This window comes from Pseudoalteromonas sp. APC 3691 (assembly GCF_030408135.1).
Lineage (GTDB): Bacteria > Pseudomonadota > Gammaproteobacteria > Enterobacterales > Alteromonadaceae > Pseudoalteromonas.
This window is the reverse complement of the sequence record NZ_JASDCB010000007.1, coordinates 1-15,494: the sequence shown is the minus strand read 5'-3', so window position 1 is coordinate 15,494 and position 15,494 is coordinate 1. Positions and strand designations below refer to the sequence as shown.

General features: G+C 41.4%; 10 protein-coding genes and 2 pseudogenes. 10 read left to right on the top strand and 2 right to left on the bottom strand.

The genetic code is table 11. From position 1 onward, the window contains the following. Positions 1 to 82: 82 nt before the first annotated feature. The 6 genes and pseudogenes from QL998_RS03720 (at position 83) to rlmB (ending at position 6,235) form a co-directional block, all read left to right on the top strand. Entirely contained in the window at positions 83 to 253 is a 171-nt protein-coding gene (locus QL998_RS03720) for a hypothetical protein (RefSeq protein ID WP_164487629.1), read from the top strand. Then, positions 250 to 1,351: pseudogene (locus QL998_RS03715) on the top strand (sensor histidine kinase). The gene QL998_RS03720 and the pseudogene QL998_RS03715 overlap by 4 nt, the downstream one beginning before the upstream one ends. Further along, positions 1,351 to 1,965: a response regulator transcription factor gene (locus QL998_RS03710; RefSeq protein ID WP_024599310.1), complete on the top strand. Its 615-nt coding sequence runs from the start codon at positions 1,351 to 1,353 to the stop codon at positions 1,963 to 1,965. Before QL998_RS03715 ends, QL998_RS03710 begins: the two are co-directional and overlap by 1 nt. 98 nt (positions 1,966 to 2,063) lie before the next feature. Next, positions 2,064 to 2,798, top strand: coding sequence for an enoyl-CoA hydratase/isomerase family protein (locus QL998_RS03705; RefSeq protein ID WP_290192168.1), 735 nt, complete (start codon positions 2,064 to 2,066; stop codon positions 2,796 to 2,798). A gap of 201 nt (positions 2,799 to 2,999) precedes the next feature. Beyond that, positions 3,000 to 5,495, top strand: a complete 2,496-nt coding sequence (gene rnr / locus QL998_RS03700) for a ribonuclease R (RefSeq protein ID WP_290192167.1) — start codon at positions 3,000 to 3,002, stop codon at positions 5,493 to 5,495. Continuing rightward, positions 5,492 to 6,235 carry a 23S rRNA (guanosine(2251)-2'-O)-methyltransferase RlmB gene (gene rlmB, locus QL998_RS03695; RefSeq protein ID WP_002958023.1) on the top strand — a complete coding sequence of 248 codons (744 nt, stop codon included), beginning with the start codon at positions 5,492 to 5,494 and terminating at the stop codon, positions 6,233 to 6,235. Before rnr ends, rlmB begins: the two co-directional genes overlap by 4 nt. A 248-nt stretch (positions 6,236 to 6,483) precedes the next feature. Here the strand turns inward: rlmB and QL998_RS03690 are convergent. Together QL998_RS03690 and QL998_RS03685 are read right to left on the bottom strand one after the other, a co-directional pair. Then, positions 6,484 to 8,639, bottom strand: a pseudogene (locus QL998_RS03690) (TonB-dependent receptor). Between the two features lie 212 nt (positions 8,640 to 8,851). Continuing rightward, a complete protein-coding gene (locus QL998_RS03685) occupies positions 8,852 to 9,697 on the bottom strand; it encodes a LysR family transcriptional regulator (protein WP_002958025.1) in 846 nt (281 codons plus the stop codon). A gap of 126 nt (positions 9,698 to 9,823) precedes the next feature. Here QL998_RS03685 and QL998_RS03680 point away from each other — a divergent pair, with 126 nt between their 5' ends. From QL998_RS03680 to gcvP, 4 genes are all read left to right on the top strand, one after another. After that, entirely contained in the window at positions 9,824 to 10,423 is a 600-nt protein-coding gene (locus tag QL998_RS03680; protein WP_024604022.1) for a hypothetical protein, read from the top strand. Positions 10,424 to 10,540: 117 nt separating this feature from the next. Next, positions 10,541 to 11,623, top strand: a complete 1,083-nt coding sequence (gcvT, locus tag QL998_RS03675; RefSeq protein WP_024604021.1) for a glycine cleavage system aminomethyltransferase GcvT — start codon at positions 10,541 to 10,543, stop codon at positions 11,621 to 11,623. Between the two features lie 73 nt (positions 11,624 to 11,696). Continuing rightward, positions 11,697 to 12,086 carry a glycine cleavage system protein GcvH gene (gcvH, locus tag QL998_RS03670; RefSeq protein ID WP_002958029.1) on the top strand — a complete coding sequence of 130 codons (390 nt, stop codon included), beginning with the start codon at positions 11,697 to 11,699 and terminating at the stop codon, positions 12,084 to 12,086. 175 nt (positions 12,087 to 12,261) lie between these two features. Continuing rightward, complete coding sequence (gene gcvP / locus QL998_RS03665; protein ID WP_290192166.1) at positions 12,262 to 15,153, top strand: aminomethyl-transferring glycine dehydrogenase; 2,892 nt, start codon at positions 12,262 to 12,264, stop codon at positions 15,151 to 15,153. The last annotated feature ends 341 nt before the right edge of the window (positions 15,154 to 15,494 follow it).

Below are 15,494 nucleotides of genomic sequence, written 5' to 3'. Positions count from 1 at the left end.
AAAGTCATTAAAGTTGATGACACTTCACACTCTTATTATTTTTGTACGCGGGCATAGTTACCTTACTCAACAGGAGGTAATTATGAATTCTTTAATTTTAATCAGCTTAACTATTAATGAAGTGCTAGAGGCGTTAAGTTTTACTATTACGTACGCAGATTGCTTTATGCTGGTATGCATTTTTATGTTATTTATATTTATTAATAAAAATAGTGCTATAAGTAAAAATAATATGCCAGAGGTATTAGTATGAGCTCGTTAAGCAGCTTTTCTCAACAAAGCGATAAAGGTTTTTGGAAATATGGACATTTAATTTTTACCGGCTTTTATTTACTCCCGCTAATAATTAATTTTTCGAGCTTTACAGTTAACCAAATTGTTATGTCTTTAGCCTTCTATATTGCTTTTATTCTTTTGTATGTAAAAGCAATAAACTGTAAAAGCGCAGGGGTGACTAAGTTATTTGTAGCCATGCTCTTAATTTGTTTTTGCGCTACTTTTTACACCACAGGTACGCCTACTTTATTTGGTTTCGTAGCCTATATAGCAGGCTACTCTTACAGCTCCCGTCAAAGGATTTATGCTGCGATCGCAATTATATTCACGGTTTTATTAAGCACATATATTGGAGATATAGGTAAGGTTCAATACTTTTTAGGCGTTGCTTTGATTCTATGCGCCACATTATTTAGTTACGGTATTGCAGCAAAAAAGAGAAAGCTTATACAAAAAGCGCGAACAAGAAAGCGCTAACCAACTAGAGCAATTAGCAGCTATTGCAGAGCGAGAACGAATAGCTCGCGACTTGCATGATATTTTAGGTCATTCACTTTCATCTATTGCTTTAAAAGCTGAGCTTGCTAATAAATTAAACCAAGGAGAGCGCTACGCTCAAGCAAATAGCGAAATTGCACAAGTGGCCGATTTGGCAAGGCAGTTACTTAGCGATGTAAGAAGCGCCGTAAGTGATTTAAAACAGCTTAATCTTGTCAGCCAAGTAGCACAGTTAAAGCAAAGGTTAATAGAGCAAGGATTTAACGTTTCATTTAATGTGGTTTTAAATGCTCTGCCCGCTAAAGTAGAGGGTATAGCAGGCCTTGTAATTAAAGAGGCAGTTACTAACTTATTACGCCATAGCAATACAAAAAATTGCGAAATAAATATAGAACAAACAGCGCAGCAGTTACTTATAACCGTAATTGACCATGGTCCGTGCAGTACATTGAATTCGGGCAATGGCCTAAATGGTATTAAAGAGCGAGCAGAGCAACTAAATGGCAGTGCAGTATTTGCCTGTGGCGATAATTTTACTTTAAAAGTAGTGCTTCCAATTACAGCTAAGGATTTATAATGATCAGAGTATATTTAGTGGAAGATCAGGCGCTTGTACGCGACGCAGTAGCAGCATTGTTAGGGCTTGATTTTAATATTGAGATTATTGGTCAAGCAAGTAACGGGCAAGATGCACTTAATGCAATTGAGGCGCTTGATAGTGATTTGCATCCCGATATAATTTTAACCGATATAGAAATGCCAACCATGAATGGTATAGAGCTTAGCGAAAAAATAGCCGCTAAATTTCCTGCTATAAAAATGGTTATTATGACTACATTTTCTCGTGCGGGTTATATTAGGCGAGCGCTTACGACTGGCGTAAAAGGTTTTATTTTAAAAGAAGCACCAAGTGAAGAGTTAATAAATGCGCTTAAAAAAGTAATGCAGGGACAAAAGGTAATTGACCCAGAGCTTGCTATTAATGCATTAGACGACGCAGATCCACTTACGGATAAAGAACGAAAAGCCCTTAAACTTGCAAGCGATGGCCTTAAAACAAGCGACATAGCCAAGCAGCTATTTATTAGCGAAGGGACTACGCGTAACTACCTATCGGACGCCATTGCAAAATTAAACGCCACTAACCGCATAGATGCTGCGCGTATAGCTAAACAAAAAGGGTGGCTTTAATTAGTGGGTTTATAAATTATAAGCAAAGTATTACTATGATATGTAAAAGTAACGAACAGCGCTTAAAATTAGCTTAAAAAGCGCTAAAAGAGGTTTTAATGGCAAATTTAATAGAACTAACAACTAAAAATAATATCGCTATACTCACCATGAATACCGCTGAAAACCGCCACAACCCAGCGTTTTTGGCTGAGTTTAATTTACACCTAGACCACATTGAAGCAGAACAAAATATTAAGTCAGTTATTTTAACGTCTTCAAGTGATAAAAACTGGTCATTGGGTATCGACCTCCAATGGATGTCTAATCCAAGTATTTTACCTGCAGCAATTTCAGACTTTATGATTCAAATAAGTGACTTATTTAAACGCATAGTTACTTTTCCTATGCCTATTATTGCTGCGTTAAACGGGCATACCTATGGTAATGGTTCTGTACTTGCGTGTGCGTGCGACTTTAGATTTATAAAATCAGACAAAGGCTTTTTTTGTTTTCCTGAAGTGGATGTAATGGTGCCATTTTTTCCGTCGATGTTTCCTATAATTAATAAGGCTATTTCGCAAACCTTCTTTAATCGTCTAGCTATGTCAGGAGAGCGGGTTGGTGCACAGCAGTTGCTAGAGAACAAAGTAGTTGAAGCTGTGTTTGCAAATAACGACGAACTACAAGCGGGTGTACTTGAGTTTGCCCAGCAGTTTAATAAAAATCGTTGGATTTACGCTCAAAATAAAACACAAATGAATAAGCAGATTTTACTTACGATGAAAGAAGAAGACCCAAGCTTTATTGATAATATAAGTAAACTGCTGTGGAAAAACCTACAAAAAAAATAGTATAGGTTTTAGCATTGCTACGAGATGACTAAACACCTTGCAGTTAAGGGATCGTTAAGCCTCATTGCGCTAGATTTTTAAACTATACAGCAAGGTAAACAGCAAGGTAAAAGTGCTTTCTTAAAAGTTTAATAGCTTTTACCTGTCTCATTATAACTATATGGGTTAAAATACCTACATAACCAACTAACAAGATAGTGAATGTCAAACCAAGATCCAAATCTCAGTCGAGAACAAGAAAAGTACGAAAACCCAGTCCCTAGTCGTGAGTTTATACTTACTCACCTTCAAGAGCGTTCAAAGCCTGCTAACTACGCGCAATTATGTGAAGAACTAGCAGTAAACGATGACGAACGCCAAATAGCATTTAAACGCCGCCTTCGCGCTATGGAGCGTGACGGACAGCTGTATTTCAATAAATTTAAATGCTACGCCCTAATTGACGAAGCCGGTTTAACCAAAGGCAAAGTAATAGGCCACAGAGACGGTTTCGGCTTTTTAGAAGTTGAAGGCGAGAGTAAAGATTGGTTTATTGCTAAGCACCAAATGAATATGGTGTTACATGGCGACATTGTACTAGCTAAAGGCACTAAACGTGGTTCTGGCTCAAAATGCGATGCACGTATTATAAAAGTGCTTACTAACGAGCGCGCGCCAATTGTTGGCCGTTACTTTGTTGAGCACGGTGTTGCTGTTGTAGTCGCTGAAGACCCGCGCATAACGCAAGATATAATGATTTTACCAGGCAACGAAAACGGTGCCCGCCATAACCAAATGGTGCAGGTTAAAATTACGCAAAACCCAAGCCGTAACATGAACGCGGTAGGCAAAGTTATAGATGTACTTGGTGAGCATTTAGCCCCAGGTATGGAAATTGAAGTTGCACTGCGCAATCACGATATTCCACATGTATGGCCAGAAGAAGTTGAAGCACAAGTTGCTCATCTAGGTGAATTTGTTGAAGAAGCTGACAAACAAGGTCGCGTAGATTTACGTGATTTACCACTTGTAACTATTGATGGCGAAGATGCACGCGACTTTGATGACGCCGTATATTGTGAACCTAAAAAATCAGGTGGCTGGCGCTTATGGGTTGCTATTGCCGATGTATCGCATTACGTAGGAATGAACACGCCGCTTAACAAAGAAGCAATTTTGCGTGGTAACTCAGTGTATTTTCCTGAGCAAGTAATTCCGATGCTACCAAAAGTGCTTTCTAACGGATTATGTTCACTTAATCCAAAAGTAGATCGCTTATGTATGGTTGCCGAAATGACCGTGTCGAGCGCGGGTAAACTTTTGGGTTATAAGTTTTACGAAGCGATAATGAACTCGCATGCACGTTTAACTTACACCAAAGTAAATGCCATCTTACAAAACGACGAAAAACTACGCGAAGAATACTCAGCCGTTGTGCCACATTTAACTGATTTACAGCAAATGTACATGGCACTTAAAGCAGCACGCCAAGACCGTGGTGCCATAGAGTTTGAAACCCTAGAAACACGTTTTGTATTTAACGCTCAGCGTAAAATAGAATCAATAGTGCCTGTTATTCGTAACGACGCGCACAAACTCATTGAAGAATGTATGATTTTAGCCAACGTATCAGCGGCTAAAATTCTTGAAAAGCACGAAGCAAGCGCGCTTTATCGTGTGCATGACGAACCAGACCAAGAAAAACTAGGTAACTTTACTAAGTTTTTAGGCGAGTTAGGTATTGAAAGCACATTAAGCGACGAGCCAACACCAAAAGAAATAACGCAAGTATTAGCGCGACTAGGTGACCGCCCAGAAGCTGAACTTATTCAAACTATGTTACTGCGTTCAATGAAACAAGCTGTATATCAGCCAGATAACATTGGTCACTTTGGTTTAGCGTTATCGGCTTACGCGCATTTTACATCGCCAATACGCCGTTACCCAGATTTAGTAGTGCATCGTGCTATTAAAGCAGTAATAAAAGCACAAGGTCAGCAAACGTCTGGCGAATATGCTTACACCGACGATGAAGTTGATCAACTAGGTGAGCAGTGTTCTACAACAGAGCGCCGCGCCGATGATGCAACTCGCGAAGTAGCTGATTGGCTTAAATGTGAGTTTATGCAAGACCATGTAGGTGAAGAGTTTGATGGTGTTATTTCATCGGTTACCAATTTTGGTTTGTTTATTCGTTTAGACGATTTACAAATTGATGGGCTTATACACGTTACTAATTTAGGCGACGAGTTTTTTGCGCATGATGCTGCAAAACACACCCTAATAGGTGAGCACTCTCACAAAGTTTATCGCCTTGGCGATAAAGTAACAGTTGAAGTTGCGTCGGTTAGTTTAGACGATCGCCGTATAAACTTAACGCTTAAAGGCGATGTTGCACAAGACAGATACTCACGTCGTCGTGCACCAAAAAAAGGTTCAGGTAAGTCTGAGCATGCGCCAGCAAGTGTGCGTTCGCAATTAAAAGCAGGCAAAGTACCAGGTAAAAAGTCGCACAGCGATGACAAACCAAAAGGTAAAAAAAAGCCAGCAAATAAAGATAAAGGCAAGCCTGCAAATAAGTCTGCAACAAAACCTGCAGATAAAAAAGCAGCAGACTCTGCCGTAAAGAAAAAACCAAAGAAGAAGGCCGTTAAAAAGCCTAAAAGAGCAGGCAAAAATGCCCGCAAACGTACTAGCCCAGGAGCAGACAATACGTGAGTAATGAATTAATTTTTGGCTTTCATTCTGTTGAAGCAATTTTAGAAAGCGAACCAGAGCGCTTTGTAGAAATTTACGCCCTTAAAGGTCGTGACGACAAACGCTCAACTCCGATTATTGATGAAGCACGTAAATTTGGTATTTCAGTACAGTTTATGCAGCGTAAAGCCCTTGATAGCAAATCAAAAGGTGAGCAGCATCAAGGTATTATTGCTAACGTAAAAGCAGCGCCAACGTTTAATGAAAAAGATCTTGATGCGATAATCGCTCGTGAAGACACACCGTTTTTACTTGTGCTTGATGGTATTACCGATCCGCATAACTTAGGCGCATGCCTACGTAGTGCAGACGCGGCAGGTGTTCACGCTGTGATTGTACCTAAAGATAAGTCGGCTAAGCTTAACGGTACCGCACGTAAAGTGGCCTGTGGCGCAGCCGAAACAGTTCCGCTTATTCAAGTGACTAACCTTGCGCGTACGCTTCGCGAAATTAAAGATGCAGGCGTATGGGTTGTAGGTACCGCTGGCGAAACTGATAACCACGTATTTGACGCAAGCTTAACAGGGCCAATGGCTATTGTTATGGGCGCAGAAGGCGAGGGCATGCGACGCTTAACGCGTGAGCATTGCGATATGCTTGTTAAAATCCCAATGGCGGGTACTGTTTCAAGCTTAAACGTATCGGTAGCCACGGGTATTTGTTTGTTTGAAGTATTACGCCAACGTAACGCAAATAACTAATATATAAAACGATAAGTTTTATGTATTAAAAAGCCGAGATTGAAATTCAATCTCGGCTTTTTTGTGTCTGTAATTTACGCTTTAACTTTGTAAGCTTTGGTAAACGGTTTAAAACAAGGCAATAATTTAGATGTGTAGTGATCTTACATAAAAAATTATCAACGCTGTTAGTGAAACATTCTCCTATACAAAGCGCAGGTAAACGGTTTAATAACAAGGCAATAATTTAGATGTGTAGTGCTTTAAGCTTAAAAGCTATAAGTGTAGCCCATCTGCACCGTACGTGGCTTACCTGGCTGAATGCCACCGTTTGAACGGTTAGCAACGTATGTTTTATCAAACAAGTTATCAACGTTTAGGTATACTTTTTGATTTTCATCGATTAAGTATTTAGCGGCTAAATCCCATACTACGCGGCTATCAATTGCGTTTAAGCCTGACTGCGTTAAGTTAGCATGCGCATCAGATACGTAACGTATTTGGCTGTTAACTACAAACGCAGAAAACTCAGCACCTAACGATAACGCTACTTGGTTTTCTGGTACGTAAGGCATTGCATCGCCTTTTTCTACCGCGCCCCAAATTTCTGAATCAAAATCGTTTTTAAACTCAGAGTCTGTGTAGGTGTACGTTAATTTAACTGGGAACATAGCTGTATCAGTTGCAAACGTACGTGCTGCACTAAATTCAAAGCCCTCTACTTCTACTTCACCGTAGTTGTATTGGTCGCCAATGTTGTCGTTGCTACAACCAACCGCTGCAGTACAGTTACCGTGCATGTTGTCGTAGTCTGAGTAAAAGGCAATTACTTCACCGCTAAAGCCATCCATATTAAAGCGAGAGCCAAACTCAATGTTTACACTTTCTTCTTCTTCTTGGTCAGCATTACCAGGTGCTGCTGGTGCATACCCTTTTTGAATGCCCGCAAGTAGCGTTACGCTTTCGTTAAGTGTGTAAGTAGCACCTAGTGACGGCACTAAAATTTCAGTGTCGTTCGACACATCTTTAGTTAAACCGTTGCTGCGTGTTGGATCTGATTTAGACCACTCTTCACGAGTAATAGTAATGTCTTCATAACGAAGACCTGCACTTACTACTAATGCGTCAATTGTCCACTCGTCTTGAATAAACAAGGTGCTTGCTTCTGCACTATCTACGCGGTTGCTATCAGAGCCCGGAGCGCCTTGCTCTGTAAGCGTTAAGCTTAGGTCTTGATTAAGTGTGTATTTGTCTTCCCACTGAAAACGATCCATTTCGTCTTCGTGGTAACGTACGCCAACAGTCACATAGTGATCGCCTGCAGGAATATGTAATTCAGACTGAATACCTTTAGCTTGGTAGTCGCGGTTATTAGCTTTAACGCCAATACCTTCAATACCTTCGCTTGTAGGGTTTGCTTCAAAATCGCTGTACTGCTCAAGAGTACTTAAGCCTACGCTGCTGGCTTTATACCAGTTACGATGAAAATCGTTTAAGTAAGCCGTAGCTAAAAACTCATAGCCATCACCAAAACGGTACGCGTAGTTAAGTTGGTATGCGTTGTGGCGCGTATTCATTTCATCGTTTTGCGATGCAGCATAACGACGGTAAGGACTTTCTTGATAGTCTTCGTCAGTTAAGCCCATGTATGTTTCGTCTGATGTTTCGTCAGAGTACTTAATTTTTAGCTCAAGATTATGCGCATCGTTTTGACCAAACGTATGGCCAAACTTTAATAGTAAATCTGTTTTTTCAAAGCCGGTGTTGTCATTGCCTACTGGCAGCTCTTTAAAGCCGTCTGCGCCGTAAGTAAATACTTCAATTAAACCCGCTGTGTTATTTTTTTCTTTACCAAAGTAAGCGTGGCCTTTGTAGTAACCGTCGCTACCAAGGGCTGCATCTACCATACCTTTTGAGCTATCGGCTCAGTTGGTAAGCTGCGCGAAAGTAAGTTTAAAACACCACCTGTAGTACGCGGGCCGTACTTAACTGAGGCTGCGCCTTTTAATACTTCAATAGATTCCATACGACCCATAGTAGGGAAGTAGTATGCAGAAGGTGCTGAATATGGTGCTGGTGCAACTAATACACCGTCTTCCATTACTGATATTTTATCGTTACGGCCAGTACCTGTACCGCGCATACCAATATTAGGACGAAGGCCATAACCGTCTTCTTCTTGCACGTAAACGCCCGGAACAGACGCTAAAACGCGAGAAATATCGGTAAACTGGAATTTTTGAAGTTCTTCTTCAGAAATAAACGTAGCCGAACCAGGAATATCGTTAATTGCTTGCTGAGAGCCAATAACAGTAATTTGTTCAAAGCGTTGTTCTTTATTGCTGGTGTCTTTTGCTATTGCAGTAGCACTAAAAGACAAAGCAACCGCAGTTGCCAAAGTAGATACTAAAAACTTAGGGGTCATTGTGTTCCTAATCATGTCAATTATCTTAATTGGCGCAATTTGAACACGTTAACGAATACGAATCAATGTTATTAACTATTTAATTATTCAGTTTAATAGAACTAAAAACACCTGCTTATGCAACTTAATTAACTAAATTGTTTCTTTTGTATTATTTTGTAATTGCTTTACTAACTATAAAGGCTGAACGAATTATATGTGCTACGTAAGCGCTAGCCCAAGCGTAGAGCTATAAATTCAGCGAGTTTATCTACCGCATTTTCCGACTCACCCGAACTTTTAACCAAGCTAATACCAATATTACCAAGAGCTGGTAAATGCTTGGTTTGAACCTGATAGTTAAGCTCACTCGGTACTGTACTTTTGGCAAGTACCGTAATACCTAAGCCTTCTTTTAATGCAGCAATAAGGCCGGTTAAATCGGCGTTGCTATAAACTATTCGGTATTTAATGCCTGCACTTTTTAATGCATCAGTAGCACGGCGACGATAAATACACCCCTCTGGTGCGGTAACTAGGGTAACCACCTCATTATGCGCAAGTGACAGGTCGCCCACCCACACAAGTTCGTCTTGCATAAAAATAGGAAACTTATCAGAGTTGAGTCGCTCATTTAGCGCAAGTACTAAATCAAACTGATCTTGGCGAGAAGCCGAAAGCAAATGCTTACTTAAACGCGACTTAACCTCTAACGACACCTCAGGGTAGAGCGCCACAAAGTCGCCAATAATAGAAGGTAGTATGCGCGCTGCAAATTCGCTAGGAATACCCAAGCGCACTTTACCTGCGATGTTTTCTGAGGTGAACTGCTGCAAAATAGCATCGTTGTGTTGCATCATTTGTTTTGCCATAGGCAATAATAGCTCGCCGTACTGGTTTAATACTTGGCGCTGCCCTTGTTTTTTAAATAGTTTATAGCCAAGCACGTCTTCTAAGCGCTTGATTTGCAAACTTACAGCAGGTTGCGACAGGCCAAGTAAATCGCCTGCTTTAGCAAAGCCACCTATTTCAACTACCATTACAAAAGTACGTAAACCGTCTGTTGATATGTTTTTCATATTTAAAATTACAATTTATATAGCCATATATATAAGTATTATTTATCAATTGATAAATAATTACAATTTGTTGTTGATAGACGTGGGCAATATACTTTTATAATCGAAAATACACAGGTGTTTGTTATGACTTTTAACCCAATAATGTTTGCCCGCCACAGCAACGCAAGTAGTGCGGTTACTAACGCTTTGCAAACTAACAACAATCACGTTGTAATGGATTTTAGCGGAACCGAAACCAGTGTATTTTTAAGCACTATTTTAGGCCTTGATTTAACTAAGCTTACCGCCAGCGGTTTAGGCTTAAAAGGCACGCTTGATGGCGACTATAATTCTGACTACAGTTTTGCTGTTTATTACTTTAGCGAAACTGCCTTTAGATTCGTACTACCACACAACGCAAGCCTTCAACTACAAGCGCTTATAAACGAGCAGCAATTACGTTTTGATATTGATTATGTAGTACGCACCGACCTAGCAAGCTTTATTTTAAGTGGCGACAACGCGTTTGATACTCTAGTAAATGCTTTTAAATTAACACCCGGTTTGCGCTTATCAAATGCGCAACTATGCTACGGTGCGCAAAGTGGTGATGTATTTATTACCGCCATTGATAAAAACGACGAACAACACTTTGTATTAGTCGCTAAACAACAAGAATTACAAAAATGGCAAAGCTACATGCAAGCGCAAGGTTTTGCACTTATGCATAGTGAAGCCGCATAACGAATACAAACAACAGGTGAACATAACAATGTTTACCTGTTTTTAATTGCGATTAAGCAATTAAAGTCTATTTAAGCCACGCCCTAAACAGGGTTAATTTAAACGTGAAGGAATGTTATGACTTCTAAAACTGTACTACATGCTAAGCACCTAGAAGCGGGCGCTAAAATGGTTGATTTTCATGGCTGGGAAATGCCAATCAACTACGGCTCACAAATAGAAGAACACAATAGCGTGCGTACCGACGCAGGTATGTTTGACGTATCACACATGACTATTGTTGATATTAAAGGGCCTCAAGCACAAGCATTTTTACGTAAGCTAGTAGCTAACGACGTTGCAAAATTAACCGTACCAGGTAAAGCGCTTTACACAGGCATGCTTAACGAGCAAGGCGGTGTAATAGACGACTTAATTATTTATTTCTTTAGCGAAACCTTTTACCGCCTAGTTGTTAACTCAGCAACGCGCGAAAAAGACCTAGCGCATTTAGCTAACGTATCGAGCGACTTTGACGTAACTGTTACAGAGCGCCCTGAGTTTGCAATGATTGCAGTACAAGGCCCTAACGCTAAAGCAAAAACAGCCACTCTTTTAAATGCTGAGCAACAAGCAGCTGTTGAAGGTATGAAGCCATTTTTTGGTGTTCAAGTAGGTGATTTATTTATTGCCACAACGGGTTATACTGGCGAAGACGGTTACGAAATAGTAGTACCGAACGACCAAGCAGCCGATTTATGGCAACAACTGCTAGACGCAGGTGTTAAGCCTGCTGGTTTAGGTGCACGCGACACGCTACGTTTAGAAGCAGGTATGAACCTTTACGGCCTAGATATGGACGAAAGCGTATCACCACTTGCAGCTAACATGGCATGGACCATTGCATGGGAACCAGAAGATCGCGACTTTATTGGCCGTGACGTACTTGTTAAGCAACGCGCAGAAAAAAGCACTGACAAACTAGTTGGCTTAGTGTTTGAAGAAAAAGGCGTTTTGCGTAGCGGTTCAAAAGTAATTGTTGATGGTGGTGAAGGTATTATTACTTCTGGTACTTTCTCCCCAACACTTGGTTTTAGTGTAGCCCTTGCACGTGTACCACGTTCAACAGGCGATACAGCTCAAGTAGAAATGCGTAAAAAATTAGTAAACGTTAAAGTAGTAAAGCCTAGCTTTGTACGTAACGGTAAATCAATAATTTAAATAATTTGGTTATATCAATCAGTGTAATTACAGTGATTGATATCCTCCCAATATGAACCAAAGGACAAATAAAATGAGCAACATTCCTAGCGAGTTAAAATACGCACCTTCACACGAGTGGGTTCGTAACGAAGGCGACGGTACATTTACTGTTGGTATTTCTGAGCATGCACAAGAACTTCTTGGCGACATGGTATTTGTTGAATTACCAGAAGTTGGCGACGAAGTAGACGCTGGCGAAGACTGTGCAGTAGCAGAGTCAGTTAAAGCAGCATCAGACATTTACGCACCTATCAGTGGCGAAATTGTTGCTATTAACGAAGAACTTGAAGACTCACCAGAAACAGTAAACAACGACGCTTACGGTGACGGTTGGTTATTCCGTATTAAAGCATCTGACGAGTCTGAGCTAGACAACTTATTAGACGCTGAAGGTTACTCGCACACTATCGACGAAGAATAATTATTCTTTGTAGATAACTAAAAGCCCCGCGTGTTTTATTTAGATATCGGGGCTTTTATGATTTTACAGTTAACTTTTCCATACAAAGTAGGCTGTTAAATCATAAGAATTTTAAGTTATTGCTGTTTACCCATCAGCAGTAGCCACATTTTTTGGATCATAGGAATCTGGACACATGTCAAACGCCAAATCTCTTGAAGAACTAGAGCAAAAGCAAGATTTTATTCGCCGCCATATTGGGCCAAGCCCAGCACAAGTAAGCGATATGCTAAGTGCTTTAGAAGTATCGAGTGTGCAAGAGCTCATTGACCAAACTGTACCGGCTAGCATTCGTCTAGAGCAACCGCTAACAGTTGGACAAAGCCGTACTGAAGTTGAAACACTAAGCTACTTAAAATCAGTAGCAAGCAAAAATAAAGTTTTCAAATCGTACATTGGCCAAGGCTACCACCCAACTAACGTACCGCACGTAATTTTACGTAACGTACTAGAAAATCCAGGTTGGTATACAGCGTACACACCGTATCAGCCAGAGATTGCTCAAGGGCGTTTAGAATCATTATTAAACTTCCAAACTATGACCCTAGATTTAACCGGTCTTGATTTAGCAAGTGCATCACTACTTGACGAATCAACAGCGGCTGCAGAGGCTATGGGCCTTGCAAAACGCGTATCAAAAGCTAAAAAAGCCAATGCCTTTTTTATTGCCGACGACGTACACACACAAACAATCGACGTAGTAACAACGCGTGCTGAGCAGTTTGGTTTTGAAATAATTGTAGGTAAAGCAGAAGATGCCGTAAACCACGACATTTTTGGCGCATTGTTCCAATACCCAACTACATCAGGCGAAGTGGTAGACATAACTGACTTAATTGCTGGCGTACAAAGCAAAAAGGCCATTGCCTGTGTTGCTGCCGACATAATGAGTTTATTACTATTAAAAGCACCGGGTAAACTAGGCGCAGACGTAGTACTTGGTTCGGCTCAACGTTTTGGCGTACCTATGGGTTACGGCGGTCCACACGCTGCATTTTTTGCAACACGTGACGCATACAAACGTTCATTACCAGGTCGTATTATTGGTGTATCTAAAGACCGTTTAGGTAACGACGCACTACGTATGGCAATGCAAACGCGCGAACAACACATTCGCCGCGACAAGGCCAACTCAAACATTTGTACAGCACAAGTATTACTTGCCAACATGGCAGCGTTTTACGCGGTGTACCACGGCCCACAAGGCTTAAAAACTATCGCGCAGCGTATACATCGCTTTGCTGATATTTTAGCAAGTGGCCTTAAAGCTAAAGGCATCGCACTTAAGCACAGCACTTGGTTTGATACCCTTACAGTAGTAAGCGACAACAAAGATGACGTAATAGCGCGTGCAATTGCAAAAGGCGTAAACTTTGCAACAAACCACGAAGGCGAGTACTCAATTTCGGTATCAGAGACTACAACACGTGCCGATATTACTGAGTTATTTGATATTATTTTAGGCGAAGGCCATGGCCTAAGTGTTGACGCTATTGCAGCAGACGTTGAAGCAAATGGCAGCGAGTCTATCCCTGCAAGTTTAGTACGTGATGACGAAGTACTAACGCATCCAAACTTTAACAGCTACCACAGTGAAACAGACATGCTTCGCTACATTAAGCGACTAGAAAGCAAAGACTTATCGCTTAATCACTCAATGATCTCGTTAGGCTCATGTACCATGAAACTAAACGCGACCGCAGAGATGATCCCAATTACGTGGCCTGAGTTTGCAAACCTTCACCCATTCTGCCCGCTTGATCAAGCAGAGGGTTACCAAATAATGATTGGCGAGCTTCACGACTGGCTAGTAAACATTACCGGTTACGATGCAGTATCACTACAGCCAAACTCTGGCGCGCAAGGTGAATACGCAGGCTTAATCGCGATTCGTAAATACCACGAGTCACGCGGCGACGCACACCGTAATGTATGTTTAATCCCAAGCTCTGCGCACGGTACTAATCCGGCATCAGCGCAAATGGCGAGCATGAAAATTGTGGTAGTTAACTGCGATAAAAACGGTAACGTAGACATGGCAGACCTTAAAGCAAAAGCTGAGGAAGTGTCTGAAAACTTATCGTGTATCATGATCACATACCCATCTACGCATGGCGTATACGAAGAAACAATTCGCGAAATTTGTGACATTATTCATGAGCACGGCGGCCAAGTTTACATGGACGGCGCAAACATGAACGCGCAAGTTGGCGTAACAAGCCCAGGCTTTATTGGCTCAGACGTATCGCACTTAAACTTGCATAAAACGTTTTGTATTCCACACGGTGGCGGTGGTCCAGGTGTTGGCCCAATTGGTGTTAAATCGCACCTAGCGCCATTTATGCCAAACCACAGCGTAATTAACGTACCAGGTACTAACATCGGTAACGGTGCGGTATCGGCAGCGCCTTACGGCTCAGCCGCTATTTTACCTATTTCATGGGCTTACATCACCATGATGGGCAGCGAGGGCTTAAAGCAAGCCACTGAAATGGCAATTGTTAATGCTAACTACTTAACGCATGAGCTAAGCAAGCACTTTCCAATTTTATACCGTGGTCGTAACAACCGTGTTGCCCACGAATGTATTGTTGACTTACGCCCGCTTAAAGAGCTATCAGGCATTACTGAAATGGACGTAGCTAAGCGCTTGCAAGATTATGGCTTCCATTCACCAACTATGTCGTTCCCAGTAGCTGGCACACTAATGATTGAGCCAACTGAGTCTGAATCAAAAGGTGAGATTGACCGCTTTATCGAAGCAATGGTGTCAATTAAAGGCGAAATTGAAAAAGTAATCTCTGGCGAATGGTCAATCGAAAACAACCCGCTAGTGTTTGCACCGCATACACAAGGCGACGTGTTAGGTAACGAATGGGACCGCGCGTACGACCGTTTTTACGCTGCATTCCCAGTGCCTGCAGTGACTAAAAACAAGTTTTGGCCAACCGTTACACGAATTGATGACGTATACGGCGACCGTAACTTAGTATGTTCATGCCCAGCGGTAGAGACTTATCGCGACTAAGAACCGCGACTAATTTTTGAACTTTAATGGGTAGTAAGTTCCATTATAGTTTGAAAATTTATCAAAATTATAAAAGCCGTTGCAGCAATGCAACGGCTTTTTTGTTTGCCCAGCGAAGCTGGCAAACCCGATAGGCTGAAAGATGCCTTATTACCCTGACTAAGGGGAAGATAATCTGAATGGCAAGGGCGTCACTGGCCAACGGTGGGGTCTGAAGGAAGCCATAAGAAGTTAGAGGTACACAACTAACCGTAACCTGTTTCGGCAGTATTGGTGGGTCAGCGTGCAAAATAGCGCAACGCCCTATACTTAGTCAGACCAATACTGTGCTTGAGGGTGGG

Bases quoted from the DNA above. Each gene is read 5' to 3' on its own strand.
- QL998_RS03720 (WP_164487629.1), top strand. From the start codon at position 83: ATGAATTCTTTAATTTTAATCAGCTTAACTATTAATGAAGTGCTAGAG.
- QL998_RS03710 (WP_024599310.1), top strand. From the start codon at position 1,351: ATGATCAGAGTATATTTAGTGGAAGATCAGGCGCTTGTACGCGACGCA.
- QL998_RS03705 (WP_290192168.1), top strand. From the start codon at position 2,064: ATGGCAAATTTAATAGAACTAACAACTAAAAATAATATCGCTATACTC.
- rnr (WP_290192167.1), top strand. From the start codon at position 3,000: ATGTCAAACCAAGATCCAAATCTCAGTCGAGAACAAGAAAAGTACGAA.
- QL998_RS03685 (WP_002958025.1), bottom strand. From the start codon at position 9,697: ATGAAAAACATATCAACAGACGGTTTACGTACTTTTGTAATGGTAGTT.
- QL998_RS03680 (WP_024604022.1), top strand. From the start codon at position 9,824: ATGACTTTTAACCCAATAATGTTTGCCCGCCACAGCAACGCAAGTAGT.
- gcvT (WP_024604021.1), top strand. From the start codon at position 10,541: ATGACTTCTAAAACTGTACTACATGCTAAGCACCTAGAAGCGGGCGCT.
- gcvH (WP_002958029.1), top strand. From the start codon at position 11,697: ATGAGCAACATTCCTAGCGAGTTAAAATACGCACCTTCACACGAGTGG.
- gcvP (WP_290192166.1), top strand. From the start codon at position 12,262: ATGTCAAACGCCAAATCTCTTGAAGAACTAGAGCAAAAGCAAGATTTT.